Here is a 15,011-nt window from a genome sequence, read left to right as displayed (position 1 = left end):
AATTACCTATCATCTCTATGATATATTAACCTAATAATTTTATTCAGTCAACTAACAGTTAAGGTAATTTCTTAAATTAAATTACTAAAAACTTATTTAATATTTCAAAAAAATATTAAAATAAAAAAAGAATATAGGTTACCCCATATTCTTTATTATTACTCATTTAAGTCTACATAATCACCTTTTGCAGAAAAAATTATCCACTCACAAATATTTGTTACGTGATCCCCAACTCTTTCAAGATATTTAGATGCAAATAATATTTGTGCTCCTTTATTTATGATAGTTTCATCTTTTACCATCTTCTTTAACATATCACTAAATAATCCACGATATAATATATCAACTTCATCATCCATCTTACATATTTCATATGCTGCATCAACATCTCCAGCAACAAATGCTTCAATAGATTTTTTAATCATTTTTCTTAAAATATCTACCATTTGCCAAATTGGTTGACACTCTTCACCTAAAATATCACCTTCAACTCTTTTTGCTATTTTACAAATATCAACTGCATAATCAGCCATTCTTTCTAAATCTGTAACTATCTTAGATGTTGTAAATATTTTTCTTAAATCTGTTGCAACTGGAGATTCCATAGCCATTAACTTTAAACATTGTTCTTCAATTTTTCTATTTAACTCATCAACTTTATCGTCATTGTTCATAACTTGAGTTGCAAGTTCCATATCTTTATTTCTAAAAGCCTCTATACTATTATATATTTGCTTTTCAACTAAACTTCCCATTTCAGCAAGCTCTGATATTAATAACTTCATTCTCTTATCTAAAAGATTTCTTGTCATACTCTCACTCCTATTACAAATTAAATTTTATCCAAATCTTCCTGTTATATAGTCCTCTGTTCTCTTATCCTTTGGTCTATAGAATATATCCTCAGTCTTACCGTATTCAATTACTTCTCCTGATAAGAAGAATGCAGTTTTATCAGCAATTCTTCCTGCTTGTTGCATATTATGAGTAACAATTACAACTGTATATTGTTTCTTTAATTGATCCATAAGTTCTTCCATTTTATTAGTTGAAATTGGATCAAGGGCTGATGTAGGTTCATCCATTAATATTATTTCTGGAGAAACAGCTATTGTTCTAGCTATACACAACCTTTGTTGTTGTCCTCCTGAAAGACCTAATGCAGATTTTTTTAACCTATCCTTAACTTCATCAAAAAGTGCTGCCCCTCTTAAGCTCTTTTCAACAATTTCATCTAAAGTCTTTTTATCTCTTACTCCATGTATTCTTGGTCCATAAGCTATATTATCATAAATTGACATAGGAAATGGATTAGGCTTTTGGAATACCATCCCAACCTTTTTTCTTAAATCTATTTCATCATATTCCTTATATATATCTTTACCATCTATTAAAATTTCACCATTTATTTTAACGCCTTCAATTAAATCGTTCATTCTATTTAAGGTTCTTAAAAATGTAGACTTACCACATCCTGAAGGTCCTATTAACGCTGTAACCTTTTTCGATTCTATATCTAAATTAATATTTTTTAACGCTTTATTATCGCCATAAAACAATTCTAAGTTTCTAACTTGAATTTCTGGCTTTACTATATTTGACATATCTACACCTCAAAATCTTATGATTTTCTTTAATAACTATATGTGCTTTTTTAATTAAAATACACATTTAATATTTCATAGTACTTATTTTTAATAATTAGCCTTATTAAATCTCTTACTGATAAACTTTGCTAATAAGTTTAAAAGTAGAATCATTATAATTAAAACTATTCCAGCAGCTGCTGCAGATGCAATATCACCTTTTTCTTTAGTCTCAAGGAATGCATGAACAGTTAAAGTTCTACCACTTGACATTATGCTTGCAGGAATTTTATATACTGTACCTGCTGTTAAGAATAATGCTGCTGACTCTCCAATTACACGCCCCATAGAAAGTATTACACCTGAAAGTATACCTGGTATAGCACTTGGAAGTATTACTTTATATAAAGTCTGGAATCTTGTTGCACCAAGTCCAAGTGATGCTTCTCTATATGATGGCGGAACTACTTTTAAAGACTCTTCTGTTGTTCTAATAATTACTGGTAAAATAATTATTGAAAGAGTTAATGATCCTGCTAAAAGTGAATAACCAAACTTTAAAGCACTTACAAAAAATGCAGCTCCAAATAATCCATAAACTATTGATGGTATTCCTGCTAGCGCTTCTGTTGAATATCTAATTATTCTAACAAGCCTTCCCTGCTTTGCATATTCTTGTAAATAAACAGCTGAAAGTACTCCTATTGGTGTTGCTATAAGCAATGATAATCCAACTGTATATAATGTAGAAATAATAAATGGTTTTATTCCTCCACCACCTGATGGTTTATATTCTCCAAATAAATAATTTAAATTTATTAATTTATACCCTTTTATAAATATAAATCCAATTATAAACACTAAAATTCCAACAGTTACTAATGCTGATAAATATAATAATATCTTTAAGATATTTTCTTTAAATTTTCTCATTTTTATTTACCTTCCTTATTAGAAAGTTTTGAAATAACTAAGTTTAATATTAAGATGAATGTAAATAATACAACACCAGTTGCAAATAGCAATTCTTGATGTGATTGGGTTGCATATCCCATTTCTAAAGCAATATTACTTGTAAGAGGTCTTACCTTATCAAAAATAGATGTAGGTATTTGAACTGAATTACCTCCAACTAGGATTATAGCCATTGTTTCACCAATTGCTCTACCGCATCCTAATACTACTGCTGCAAGTATACCTGACTTTGCTGCAGGTACTACAACCTTAAATGTTGTTTCTATATGTGAAGCTCCAAGGGCAAGTGATCCTTCTTTATAACTTTTTGGAACAGCCTTTATTGCAGTAGTAGAAACTGAAATAATTGTTGGAAGCATCATAACTGCCAATACAATAATTACTGCTAATAAACTTTGTCCTTGTGGCAAATTGAAGGTATTTTGTATCCATGGAACAATTACTGCCAAACCAAATAATCCGTATAATACAGATGGTATTCCAGCTAAAAGCTCAACTGCTGGAATTATAATTTTAGATAATCCTTTTGGTGCTACTTCTGCAATAAATATTGCTGTAAGTAATCCTATTGGCACTCCTATTATTAAAGCTCCTATCGTACCATAAATAGATGCTATTATCATTGGTAATATTCCATACTTCTGATTTTCTGATGTTGGATACCACTCGGTTCCAAAAATAAATTCTGTAAATGATTTTCCTTCTGCAAAGAACGGTCTTAAACCTTTATAAAATACAAATCCTATTATTAACACTAAACTTATTACTGCAATAAGTGCGCATATTAAAAATATACTTCTTGTAACCTTGTCTATAATATATTTATTTTTATTCTTCTTATTTTCCGCTACCATTTTAGTCCTCCTAATGGTAATAAAAACTTTGATTTATTCATAATTAGAAACGCCTCAATACAAGAGGCATTTCTAAAATTAATTTGAATTTACTCTAAAGTTATTAATTTGTTTTCTTCTACTATTTTTTGTCCTTCATCACTTAGAACGAACTCTATTAACTTTTGACCATTTTCTGTTAAAGAATCTTCTTTAGTTACTAATAAGAATGGTCTTGAAATTTTGTATTCACCAGCTTTAACATTGTCAGCTGTTGGTTCTACATCATTAACGCTTAAAGCTACTACAGTACTATCTATATATTCAAAAGAAGCAAATCCAATTGCATTTTTATTTCCTGCAACTGTAGTTTTAACAGCTCCACTACCATCTGAAATTGTAGCATCTTTTGCTAATTCTTCTGATTCATAACCAACGATTTCTTGGAATGCATCTCTTGTACCTGAACCTTCTTCTCTTGAAATTACTACTATTGGTGAATCATCTCCACCTAACTCCTTCCAGTTTGTAATTTCTCCAGTATATACTTTCTTAACATCTTCTAAAGATATGTTCTTAACTTTGTTTTCAGGATTTACTAATAAAGCAATTCCATCATATGCTATAGTTGTTCCTTCAACTTGAGATTTTTCTTCATCTTTTAATTCTCTTGAAGACATTCCAATTTCTGAAATTCCAGAAATAACATCTTTTATTCCTGCTCCTGAACCATTTTGTTGTATTTCTAAAGTTACATTACTATTTTCTTCTTCATATTTTTCTTGAATTTTTTCCATTAATGGACCAACTGAAGTTGAACCTGATATTGAGATTGTTACTGAATCTTTGTTAGAAGCTGTATTGTTATCTTCTCCTTCTGAACCATTTGATCCACAACCTACAAATGTTGCACCTACCATAGTTACTAATAATGCTCCTACCATTAACTTCAATTTTTTACTTCTCATTTTTATTCCTCCACTTTCATAAATGAATTTTTATTCATATACCTTACACCAATAATATTATTCCTCTAAAGTTAAAGTAATATTACTTAACTGTTAAATAAAGTTAGATAAATGTTAAGAGAAAGTTAAATAGTAATATTTTTTGTCATATTGGAAATAATATTGTAAAAATAAATAAGGTAAGAATAGTTAATATTCTTACCTTATTTATTTACAACTTTCTCATATTTTATTATTAAACTTTTTATTTATCTTTTAATCTTTACAGTAAATGTACTTCCAACACCTACTTTAGAGTCAACTATTATATCTCCATTGAACAATTTAACAATATGCTTTACAATAGCAAGGCCTAGACCCGTACCCCTTGTAGATCTTGACTTATCAACTCTATAAAATCTTTCAAATATTCTTGGTATATCATTTTTAGGAATCCCTATACCATCATCAATTACTTTTAAAATAAAATATCCCTCATTAGTAGTTATAATAATTTTAACATTACCATTTTCATTGGAATATTTAATAGCATTTTCTATTAAATTTAATGCTAGCTGATGGAATTTATCTTTACTTCCAATAATTTCACCATTAAAATCATTTATAAAATCAATTTTAATCAAACTTTTCTCTGCTTGTTTTCTAACTATATCAATAATATTTTCTATAACTTCTTTAGGGCTAAAATTACTATTCTCCATCTTATGAAGGTTTTCAATATTTGAAAGTATTAAAATATCATTTATTAAATTAGTTAGTCTCTCTGCCTCTTTATCAATAATATTTAAGAACTTATTTTTTGTTTCTGAATCATCAACGTATCTTAAAGTTTCTGAAAATCCTTTAATAGATGTTAAAGGTGTTTTTAGTTCATGAGAAACATTTGCAACAAATTCACTTCTCATATTTTCAAGTCTTTTAATATCTGTAATATCTTGAACTGTTATTACTATTCCCATTTGATTTTTAGTTCCACTTATAATAGGAGCTTTTTTTACTCGTATTTCTCTTTCTATAGGATGGAATAATTTTATTTCTCTTGAATCTATATCTGGTAATTCTCTTATAAAATTAATAAGATCATAATCAATAATACAAGAGGACATCTTCTTTCCTATAACCTCTCCCTGTAAATCAAATAATTTATTAGCATATGGATTACTTAATATAATCTTTTCATTATTATCTAATGCAATTACACCACTATCCATACTTTCAAGTATGGCTTCAAGCTTGTTTTGTTTATCTAATGAATCTTTAATTTTAGTTTCAAGCTGATCTGCCATATTATTAAATGTTTGAGCTAATAATCCTATTTCATCATAATTACAAATAATAGCTCTTTTATTTAAATCACCATTTGCAATCTTAGCTGTTACTTTCTCTAACTCTTTAATAGGGTATACAATTATCTTTACTAGCTTTATTGCTAATGCCAAGGATAATAAAAATACTACTATAACAATAGCAACGTAATATTTTAAAGTTCCTGAAGTAAATACTTTTATATTGCTAACAGGCACAGAACTTCTAACAACAATATTATCATTTATCTTAGTTGAATAATAAACCATATTCATTGATAAAGTTTTACTAAATCTAACACTAGTTCCTGTCCCATTTTTAAATGCATCTATAATTTCTTGTCTATCCTTGTGATTCTCTAAATTATTTGTTTCATTATCAAATAGTACATCTCCATCCTTATTTACCACAGTAAATCTAACTGAATTTCCTTTAAACTTATAAATAGATAAATCTTCTTTACTATAATTTCCTTTTGAAAAACATACATTGTATATTGATAGAGTTTCTTTAGCATCATCTATAGTATTTATATTTACTAATGCAATAAATGAACTCGTCACAATAATTAATGCAAAAATTACTGTAATTACTACTGACGTTATAATTCTTTTTTTCATAAAATATTAATTAGGGTTAAATCTATACCCAACTCCTCTTATAGTTTCAATAAGTTTAGGATTTTTATCATCTGCTTCTATTTTCTTTCTTAAATATCTTATATGAACATCTACGGTTCTCGTTTCTCCAATATATTCATATCCCCATATTTTATCTAATAAAGTATCTCTTGTTAAAATCTTTCCCTTATTTCTAATTAAAATTTCAAGGAGCTCAAACTCCTTAAGTGTTAATTCTAATTTTTTATCCTTAACTAGGATTTCTCTTTTATCAAAATCAGCAGTTAAGTCTCCAAAAACTAAAACATTACTTTCAGGCTCTACAATAGAAAATCTTCTTAATACAGCCTTTACTCTTGCAAGTAATTCTCTTACTGAAAAAGGCTTTGTTATATAATCATCTGCGCCTAATTCTAATCCTAGTATTTTATCTAGTTCTTCACTCTTTGCTGTAAGCATTATTATTGGAGTATTTCTAATTTCATTATTACTCCTAACTTCCTTACAAACATCATATCCATCTTTTCCAGGTATCATTAAATCCAATAAAATTAAGCTTGGCTTTTCTTCAATTGCAACTTTAACAGCATCAATTCCATTATTTGCTGTAATTACTTTATACCCATTACTACTTAAATTATAACTTATAAGTTCTGCTATATGTTCTTCATCATCTACTACTAATATTTTTTCATTTGCCATTCCTATCACCCCAATAATTTATTTAATATATGAAAATGAAAATAACCTTCCATATGTCCCATTACTTGCTCTATAAGAAAATAATTTATTTTCTTTTTCACAATGAGTGCATAAATTGAAAGAATAAATATTATCATCATCTATACCAATAGACTTCAGATCCTCTTCAATACATAGCTCCATACTTAAATTTCTGCCATTAAAAAGTTTTTCACTTGGCACATTAAACTTCCCAATGAATTTCTCTTTTAATTCCTCTGAAACTTCATAGCAGCATTGTCTAATGTGAGGCCCTATATATGCTTTAATATTATTTATATCACAATTAAACTCCTTAATCATTTTCTCTACTGCATTTTTACTTATATCATTAAAAGTTCCCTTCCATCCGCTATGTATAGCAGCTATAGTAGAAGTGCTTTCATCAACAAGTATTACAGGAACACAATCAGCAGTAAATGCTCCAATAATTACTGATTTTTCATTAGTAACTATTGCATCCCCCTCATTTTCTATAAAGTCTTTTTCTCCCTTCTTGTAAACAAAAACCTTATCACTATGTATTTGTCTTATATACTGAACCTCCTCCACTTGAAAATCACTCTTAAGTGATAATAAGTTATTAACCCCATCATCTGTATGTCTGTTAAAGCTCCTGTCCATTTTTGCATTGGAAAATACAATATTAATCTTTTCGCCTTCTAAGATCCAAAAATCCTTAAACACCTTAAAATCATTAACATTTAATTTTTTCATAATTCACCTCTAAAATTTCCTAAATGTATTTTACCATTTAATATATACTTTTACCATTTACTATGTATGTTTTTTAACATGATTTTAACTTTAACTCTATTTTAAATATAAAATAATTATAACATAAAAAAAAGACTACCATTTTGGGTAGCCTAATTATTTTTATTGGTCATTAATCCTTTAATTTCATCTAAAAAAGTATTAATATCTTTAAACTCTCTATATACAGATGCAAATCTTACATATGAAACCTCATCTATAGCCTTTAATCTCTCCATAACCATTTCGCCAATTACACTAGATTCAATTTCAGTAAGCATATTATTAGATATACTCTTTTCAATATCCTCTGCTAATTCTTCAACCTGTTTTCTAGAAATAGGTCTCTTCTGACAAGCTATAATAAGACCATTTACAATTTTTTCTCTGTTAAAATTTTCTCTTGTTAAATCTCTTTTTACTACTAAAATCGGAATATCCTCAATCTTTTCATATGTAGTATACCTTCTTCCGCAGCTAGTACACTCTCTTCTTCTTCTAATTGTTGTATTATCATCTGTAGATCTTGAATCTACAACTTTACTTTCATCAAAAAAACAAAAAGGACACTTCAAACAAACCACGCCTTTCTCCTATAGTTATATTTGTATTATACAATCTTTTTTAAGTTTATTCTATATTTTATTTTCATCTGTGTTTAATTGTATTCCAGATGCATCTACAATCAATACATCTACTCCAATTTTAACAACCTTTTCCCATGGTATTTCTATATCATCTTCTTTAGAAAACCATCCTTTAGAAGCAGCTGGTAAAAATATTGAAACTACTTTATTTCTTGATAAATCAACCTTATAATCCCTAACATATCCCAATTTACTTCCTGTTGATACATCAATAACTTCCATACTTCTTATAGCATTTACTGAATATAAAATTAAATCATCTTCCATAAATATCCCCACCCCTTAAATATATTTAAATCTTAACTTTTGCTTATTTACCATAATTATATATATGATGCTATACCTTATTTTATTAAAATAAATTTAATCTGAAAATCTTATTGGTTTTTGGCAAAAAAAAAGGACCCATCGGGTCCTATACATACTTTCTCATATGCTTTAATGCTGTTTTTTCTAATCTAGAAACCTGTGCTTGAGATATGCCAATTTCATCTGCTACTTCCATTTGTGTTCTGCCATTAAAAAATCTTAATGTTAAAATTAATTTTTCTCTATCATTTAATTTTTTCATAGCTTCTTTTATGGATATATTTTCTAACCAACTATCATCACTATTTTTAGAATCACTAATTTGATCCATTACATAAATAGCATCACCACCATCATGATATATTGGTTCAAATAATGAAACCGGATCTTGAATTGCATCTAAAGCAAAAACAACTTCTTCTCTTGGTATATTTAATTCTTTAGCAATTTGAGAAACTGTAGGCTCTTTATTATTGTCTTTAATAAGTTTATCACGAACGAGTAATGCCTTATATGCAACATCTCTTAATGATCTACTTACTCTAATAGAGTTGTTATCTCTTAAATACCTTCTTATCTCTCCTATTATCATAGGTACAGCATATGTAGAAAACTTAACATTTTGACCTAAATCAAAATTATCTATGGATTTCATTAATCCAATACAACCTACTTGAAATAAGTCATCTACATTTTCACCTCTATTATTAAATCTTTGAATAACACTTAAAACTAACCTTAAATTTCCTTTAATAAAGGTTTCCCTCGCTTGTGTATCTCCACTTCTCATCTTTAATAAAAGTTCTCTTTTTTCTTTTTCCTTTAGTACTGGTAATTTTGAAGTATTTACTCCACAAATCTCAACTTTGTTAATGATCAAAGTTAATCACTCCTTCAGAAGTAATAACATACTGCATTTAAAATTATTTCCGTTAGAGTATTCTTTTATACTAAAGACAACCTAAATCATTTTATTTATTTCTTTTTTTAATCTACTTATTATTTTCTTTTCTAATCTAGAAATATAAGATTGAGAGATGCCAAGGATGTCAGCCACTTCCTTCTGAGTCTTTTCACTATGCCCTGAAAGCCCAAATCTTAACCTAACTATTTCCTTCTCTCTTTCATTTAAATTTCTTAAAGCTAAAAATAATAATTGCTTGTCAACCTCATCTTCAATTAAATTATATACAGTATCGTTTTCTGTACCCAGAATATCTGATAATAGCAACTCATTTCCATCCCAATCTATATTTAATGGTTCATAAAAAGATACTTCTGCTTTTACCTTGCTATTTCTTCTTAAATACATAAGTATTTCGTTTTCAATACACCTTGATGCATAAGTAGCTAATTTAATTTTCTTTTCAGGATTAAATGTGTTTACAGCTTTAATTAATCCTATAGTTCCAACAGAAATTAAATCCTCAAATCCAACACCTGTATTTTCAAATTTTCTAGCTATATATACAACAAGTCTTAAATTTCTTTCTATAAGTGTATTTCTAACTTCTTCTCCACCAGCTCTTAATTTATCAACTAATTTTTCTTCTTCATCCTTTTTCAATGGTGGAGGTAATGCATCATTTCCCCCAATATAATCTACTCTTTTTCTAAAAATATTAAACCTTGATAAAAATTTATTAATAAATAAAATTAACTTCTCCATTTCTCATTAACCTCCTAAACTATACCTCTTGATAATAAGGCTTGAAATTCATCTTCCTTACTTAATTTTCTTTCACATCCACATATTACAGCTTCTACCTTTGTCCAAGTATTTTCTTCTTCATTTCTAATTATTACATTCTGACCTTTAAATCCTTTTATCTCACCTATTTCGTTTATAGTGTCATATTTTATAATAAACTTTTTATCATCAGCTATTTTAAATTGATTAAAGTAAGTATTCTCAACTATTATACAAGGTAAATTAGTTACAGGCTCCCTCAATTCATTTCCTGTGTCTAAAAAACCTTTTACTAGTACTGTTCTTGCTCCTTCTGTAATATATATATCATATAAAAAGTTTTTTACCAGAGCTCTATCTTTAAGTAAATCTGCAACTCGAGTTACAACTATAAAAATAACTGCTACAGATAAAACTATAAATTTAGCTGAATTATTTTTAATAATAAACTCTTGTCCAATTAAATATGTATTTTGCATTTGTACTGTTCCAAAACATATTCCACTTAGCATAAAAGCTAACATAAAAAATACTACAATTGATTTCAAAATAACTTTGAAACTTCTCTTTTCCATAGAAATATATATCATAATTGCTGGAACTAATATTTTTACTCCTACAGAACTAAAAATCTTTACATTACAAAAAATAACTAACCCATATATAGCTCCTAGTAAAGCTGCTAAATATACATTTCTTTTCTTATAATCAAATCTTAATAATCTAAAAGTAAGCAGTAATAAAAATAAATTAATTATTATATTCTCCAATAAATATATATCAATATAAATTTCCATGTACTCACCCCCTCAATATATAAATTATACCGTTATATTAATTTTTTTTTTGTCACATTGAAGGAGTTTAAACTAATTTTTAAACCAAGTTTTTTTACATTTTACCCCTGTTTTTCCCTTATAAATTTTAATAAACTTTTTATTTCTTTCTTTATGTCTTTTTATGCACATAACATCTATTTTTTCACAAAAAAATAGATAGAAAATGACTTGCATTTTCTATCTATTTTAACAATTAAATATTAACTATTTTCTTGATCTTAAGAAACTTGGAATATTTACACTTTCTCTATCTAAATCTAATAATGGATCAGTATGAGGTGTTACATGCTCTTCTTCCTTTTTAACTGTTTCTATTGGTTTTGGCTCAACTCTAGGTTCACTAGTACTTGATACAATTGTACCATTATCTTCTTCAAATCCTGTTGCAATTACAGTTAATCTAATCTCATCATTTAGACTTTCATCAATAACTGCTCCAAATATAATGTTAGCATCTACGTCAGCTGCTTCTCTAACAATTTCAGCAGCTTCATAAACTTCAATAGCTCCTAAGTCTACACCACCAGTAAAGTTAATTATAACTCCTGTTGCACCATCTATAGAAGTTTCTAATAATGGAGATGATATTGCTTGTCTAACTGCATCTTGTGCTTTATTATCTCCCTTTCCGTAACCTACTCCCATGTGAGCTAGTCCTTTATCTTTCATTACTGTTTCAATATCCGCAAAGTCAGCATTAACTACTCCAGGAATTGTGATAAGGTCTGATATCGCTTGTACACCTTGTCTTAAAACTCCATCAGCTAATTTGAAAGAATCTAATAATGTAGTTTTCTTATCTGCCATAGCTAAAAGTTTTTCATTTGGAATTATAACTAATGTATCAACATGTTGCTTTAAGTTTTCTAATCCCATTTCAGCATGTCTCATTCTTCTCTTTCCTTCAAATGGGAAAGGTTTAGTAACTACACCTACTGTTAGGATATTCATAGATTTAGCAATTTCAGCAACTACTGGAGCAGCACCTGTACCTGTTCCACCACCCATACCAGCAGTAATAAATACCATATTAGCACCTTTTATTGCTTCTGCTATTTCTTCTCTACTTTCTTCTGCAGCTTTTTTCCCAATCTCAGGGTTAGCTCCAGCACCAAGACCTTTAGTAAGCTTTTCACCTATTTGAATCTTAGTGTTTGCTTGTGAAAGTAATAATGCTTGTTTATCTGTATTTACAACTATAAACTCAACATTCTTTAATCCTTCAATTATCATTCTATTAACGGCATTACCACCGCCGCCACCACAGCCTATTACTTTTATATTAGTTAATTCTTGCATATCTAATTCAAAATCTAACAAAATAACTCCTCCTTAAAACTCTCTCTATTAGTAATTTAAATACTTTCATAAAATTAACTTCACTAATTCAACTTATAACTCTACTATAAAATTAAAAATTATTTCGTAATTTAATTTTACATCATTAAATATATGTTAACAATAGTAAATTGCTAATTGTTGAAGAATTTTGTAATGTTTCCTTTACTTTTGTAAAAAATAAGTATCTAAATTTTCCAATTTGTCCTAGTTAGTTCAAATTTAATCTTACTTTAATAAAATATAATAATTTTATCAAGACAATATTATATTTTAATCCTATCATAAATATAATTCAACGTATTTTTAAAAATCCCTCTATTTTTTAACATATTTTTAAAATTTTATAATATAAAAGAGCGTAAAAAAGTTTACGCTCATTTTTTTCTTATAAAATCATCATTCTTTTTAAAGTTTCTCTATCTACTGCATATGTCATTGCTGTTTCCATTGAAATGACACCTTTTTTATACAACTCAGAAATTGCCATATCCATAGTTTTCATTCCATATCTATTACCTGTCTGAACTGCAGATTCAATTTGATGTGTTTTTCCTTCTCTTATAAGATTTTGAATTCCAGGAGTTGTAACCATAACTTCAAGAGCTGCTACTCTTCCATCTCCACTTATATTAGGTAATAGTTGTTGAGATACCACAGCTTGTAATACTGATGCTAATTGAATCTTAATTTGTTGTTGCTGATGTGGTGGAAATACATCTATTATTCTATCAATAGTCTTTGCTGCACCAATAGTGTGTAATGTTGAAAAAACTAAATGTCCAGTTTCTGCAGCTGTAAGTGCTATAGAAATAGTTTCTAAATCTCTCATTTCCCCAACTAAAATAACATCTGGATCTTCTCTTAAAATCGCTTTTAACGCACTCTGATAGCTTCTACTATCTTTTCCAATTTCTCTTTGATTTATTATACACATATTATGCCTGTGTAAATATTCAATAGGATCTTCTAATGTTATTATATGAGCTTGTCTAGTATTGTTAATTTCATTTATCATTGCAGCTAAAGTGGTACTTTTCCCACTTCCTGTTGGTCCAGTTACTAATACAAGTCCTCTCTTTTTTTCAACTATATCTTTAAGTACTGATGGATGTTTTAACTCATCTAAAGTAGGTATTTTAAGTGCAATAACTCTTATTGCAATAGCATCACTGTTTCTTTGCTTAAAAATATTAACTCTAAATCTTCCTATTCCTTGAACAGAGTAAGATGTATCAAACTCGCCAATAGCTAAATATTCATCATATTTTGCTCCTAATATTTCCTTAGAAAATTCCTCCATATCTTGTGGTAATAACTTATCAACTCCTAGCTGAATAAGTTTTCCATTACTTCTTATAGTTGGTGGTAATCCCACTGTTAAATGCAAATCCGAGGCGTTCATTTCTATGGTTTTACTTAATAGTTCTTTTAATAAATACATTTTTACTCTCCCTTTTATAACTCATCTCTAAGTATATATATAATATTATTTTAGTAAAATCGATAAATTTTTTCAACTTTTTTTAAAATTTTTATTAATTATTGGTTATTTAAATGTTAATTCTTTCTTAAGTTTTTTTAGTGCTTTTTTTTCTATTCGAGAAACATAGGATCTTGATATTCCAAGTAAACTTGCAATTTCTCTTTGAGTCTTACACTTTCCATCTATTAGCCCATATCTCATTTTAATAATTTCTCCTTCTCTCTCATTTAAAGAAGTATTTATTTTAGAGTATAAAGCTTTAATTTGTATGTTTGTTTCAACCTTATCAATAACAGAGTCTTTATCGCTACTTAATACATCGATTAAACTTATTTCATTGCCTTCTTTATCGACTCCAATTGGATCATGAAGAAAAGTTTCTCCCTTTTGCTTTTTACTACTTCTAAATAACATTAAAATTTCATTTTCAATGCATCTAGATGCATATGTAGCTAATCTTGTACCTTTTGATGCATCAAACGAATCAATAGCCTTAATTAATCCCACCGTACCAATTGATATAAGCTCATCTATATCCTTGTTAGGTATTTGATATTTTTTCACAATATGTGCAACCAATCTAAGGTTTCTTTCTATTAAAACACCTTTAGCATTTTTGTCACCAGCTTTTAACAGTTCTAAATACTTCTGCTCTTCTTTTTCATCTAAAGGCTGTGGAAATGTATTACTACCTGAAATATATCCAGCTAGAAATACATTAGTACACAATAATTCTAAAATATTACCAATAACTATCACTAAGCTTCCTCCTAGTAGTGCTTATTATATAATATGATGGTTTTTAAAAATATTGCGTAAAGAATTTAAATTAATTTTCTTGACAAGCATTTTATATAAATTGCGAACTAACTTAATGGATAATTGGCAATGGATAATGGACAATTAAGGTTGAAA

16 protein-coding genes are annotated in these 15,011 nt (G+C 28.0%); all 16 read right to left on the bottom strand.

Features of this window, described 5'->3' with window-relative positions:
• Positions 1 to 158 precede the first annotated feature (158 nt).
• A complete protein-coding gene (gene phoU, locus HCG76_RS00165; RefSeq protein WP_221698335.1) occupies positions 159 to 815 on the bottom strand; it encodes a phosphate signaling complex protein PhoU in 657 nt (218 codons plus the stop codon).
• Between the two features lie 27 nt (positions 816 to 842).
• The gene (pstB, locus tag HCG76_RS00160) at positions 843 to 1,607 is read right to left on the bottom strand and encodes a phosphate ABC transporter ATP-binding protein PstB (RefSeq protein WP_221698334.1); all 765 of its coding nucleotides are present in this window, start codon (positions 1,605 to 1,607) and stop codon (positions 843 to 845) included.
• Positions 1,608 to 1,697: 90 nt separating this feature from the next.
• The gene (pstA, locus tag HCG76_RS00155) at positions 1,698 to 2,522 is read right to left on the bottom strand and encodes a phosphate ABC transporter permease PstA (protein WP_221698333.1); all 825 of its coding nucleotides are present in this window, start codon (positions 2,520 to 2,522) and stop codon (positions 1,698 to 1,700) included.
• A gap of 2 nt (positions 2,523 to 2,524) precedes the next feature.
• Entirely contained in the window at positions 2,525 to 3,418 is an 894-nt protein-coding gene (gene pstC / locus HCG76_RS00150) for a phosphate ABC transporter permease subunit PstC (RefSeq protein ID WP_221698332.1), read from the bottom strand.
• 89 nt (positions 3,419 to 3,507) lie between these two features.
• Positions 3,508 to 4,365, bottom strand: coding sequence for a phosphate ABC transporter substrate-binding protein (locus HCG76_RS00145; RefSeq protein ID WP_221698331.1), 858 nt, complete (start codon positions 4,363 to 4,365; stop codon positions 3,508 to 3,510).
• A 248-nt stretch (positions 4,366 to 4,613) separates the two neighbouring features.
• Positions 4,614 to 6,290, bottom strand: coding sequence for a HAMP domain-containing sensor histidine kinase (locus tag HCG76_RS00140; protein WP_221698330.1), 1,677 nt, complete (start codon positions 6,288 to 6,290; stop codon positions 4,614 to 4,616).
• A gap of 6 nt (positions 6,291 to 6,296) precedes the next feature.
• Complete coding sequence (locus HCG76_RS00135; RefSeq protein WP_221698329.1) at positions 6,297 to 6,992, bottom strand: response regulator transcription factor; 696 nt, start codon at positions 6,990 to 6,992, stop codon at positions 6,297 to 6,299.
• An 18-nt stretch (positions 6,993 to 7,010) separates the two neighbouring features.
• Positions 7,011 to 7,748, bottom strand: coding sequence for a peptidoglycan editing factor PgeF (gene pgeF, locus HCG76_RS00130; protein ID WP_221698328.1), 738 nt, complete (start codon positions 7,746 to 7,748; stop codon positions 7,011 to 7,013).
• Positions 7,749 to 7,900: 152 nt separating this feature from the next.
• Positions 7,901 to 8,362: a transcriptional regulator NrdR gene (gene nrdR / locus HCG76_RS00125; RefSeq protein ID WP_221698536.1), complete on the bottom strand. Its 462-nt coding sequence runs from the start codon at positions 8,360 to 8,362 to the stop codon at positions 7,901 to 7,903.
• A gap of 60 nt (positions 8,363 to 8,422) precedes the next feature.
• Entirely contained in the window at positions 8,423 to 8,701 is a 279-nt protein-coding gene (locus HCG76_RS00120; protein ID WP_221698327.1) for a YlmC/YmxH family sporulation protein, read from the bottom strand.
• Between the two features lie 148 nt (positions 8,702 to 8,849).
• Positions 8,850 to 9,623 carry an RNA polymerase sporulation sigma factor SigG gene (gene sigG / locus HCG76_RS00115; RefSeq protein WP_195989327.1) on the bottom strand — a complete coding sequence of 258 codons (774 nt, stop codon included), beginning with the start codon at positions 9,621 to 9,623 and terminating at the stop codon, positions 8,850 to 8,852.
• 81 nt (positions 9,624 to 9,704) lie between these two features.
• Positions 9,705 to 10,412 (bottom strand): RNA polymerase sporulation sigma factor SigE, encoded by a 708-nt coding sequence (gene sigE, locus HCG76_RS00110; RefSeq protein ID WP_221698326.1) that lies wholly within the window; start codon positions 10,410 to 10,412, stop codon positions 9,705 to 9,707.
• Between the two features lie 14 nt (positions 10,413 to 10,426).
• Positions 10,427 to 11,230 carry a sigma-E processing peptidase SpoIIGA gene (locus HCG76_RS00105; protein ID WP_221698325.1) on the bottom strand — a complete coding sequence of 268 codons (804 nt, stop codon included), beginning with the start codon at positions 11,228 to 11,230 and terminating at the stop codon, positions 10,427 to 10,429.
• A 246-nt stretch (positions 11,231 to 11,476) separates the two neighbouring features.
• Positions 11,477 to 12,592, bottom strand: coding sequence for a cell division protein FtsZ (gene ftsZ / locus HCG76_RS00100; protein WP_221698324.1), 1,116 nt, complete (start codon positions 12,590 to 12,592; stop codon positions 11,477 to 11,479).
• A 406-nt stretch (positions 12,593 to 12,998) separates the two neighbouring features.
• The gene (locus tag HCG76_RS00095) at positions 12,999 to 14,054 is read right to left on the bottom strand and encodes a type IV pilus twitching motility protein PilT (protein ID WP_221698323.1); all 1,056 of its coding nucleotides are present in this window, start codon (positions 14,052 to 14,054) and stop codon (positions 12,999 to 13,001) included.
• 105 nt (positions 14,055 to 14,159) lie between these two features.
• The gene (gene sigK / locus HCG76_RS00090; protein ID WP_221698322.1) at positions 14,160 to 14,855 is read right to left on the bottom strand and encodes an RNA polymerase sporulation sigma factor SigK; all 696 of its coding nucleotides are present in this window, start codon (positions 14,853 to 14,855) and stop codon (positions 14,160 to 14,162) included.
• Between the last annotated feature and the right edge of the window lie 156 nt (positions 14,856 to 15,011).

Source organism: Clostridium sp. K13, assembly GCF_019734195.1.
Lineage (GTDB): Bacteria > Bacillota > Clostridia > Clostridiales > Clostridiaceae > Clostridium.
The sequence above is the reverse complement of the archived record's forward strand: the minus strand, read 5'-3'. Positions and strand labels throughout refer to the sequence as shown.

Excerpts from the sequence above, each read along its gene's own strand:
- phoU (WP_221698335.1), bottom strand. The coding sequence starts at position 815 with ATGACAAGAAATCTTTTAGATAAGAGAATGAAGTTATTAATATCAGAG.
- pstB (WP_221698334.1), bottom strand. The coding sequence starts at position 1,607 with ATGTCAAATATAGTAAAGCCAGAAATTCAAGTTAGAAACTTAGAATTG.
- pstA (WP_221698333.1), bottom strand. The coding sequence starts at position 2,522 with ATGAGAAAATTTAAAGAAAATATCTTAAAGATATTATTATATTTATCA.
- pstC (WP_221698332.1), bottom strand. The coding sequence starts at position 3,418 with ATGGTAGCGGAAAATAAGAAGAATAAAAATAAATATATTATAGACAAG.
- HCG76_RS00145 (WP_221698331.1), bottom strand. The coding sequence starts at position 4,365 with ATGAGAAGTAAAAAATTGAAGTTAATGGTAGGAGCATTATTAGTAACT.
- HCG76_RS00140 (WP_221698330.1), bottom strand. The coding sequence starts at position 6,290 with ATGAAAAAAAGAATTATAACGTCAGTAGTAATTACAGTAATTTTTGCA.
- HCG76_RS00135 (WP_221698329.1), bottom strand. The coding sequence starts at position 6,992 with ATGGCAAATGAAAAAATATTAGTAGTAGATGATGAAGAACATATAGCA.
- pgeF (WP_221698328.1), bottom strand. The coding sequence starts at position 7,748 with ATGAAAAAATTAAATGTTAATGATTTTAAGGTGTTTAAGGATTTTTGG.
- HCG76_RS00120 (WP_221698327.1), bottom strand. The coding sequence starts at position 8,701 with ATGGAAGATGATTTAATTTTATATTCAGTAAATGCTATAAGAAGTATG.
- sigE (WP_221698326.1), bottom strand. The coding sequence starts at position 10,412 with ATGGAGAAGTTAATTTTATTTATTAATAAATTTTTATCAAGGTTTAAT.
- HCG76_RS00105 (WP_221698325.1), bottom strand. The coding sequence starts at position 11,230 with ATGGAAATTTATATTGATATATATTTATTGGAGAATATAATAATTAAT.
- HCG76_RS00095 (WP_221698323.1), bottom strand. The coding sequence starts at position 14,054 with ATGTATTTATTAAAAGAACTATTAAGTAAAACCATAGAAATGAACGCC.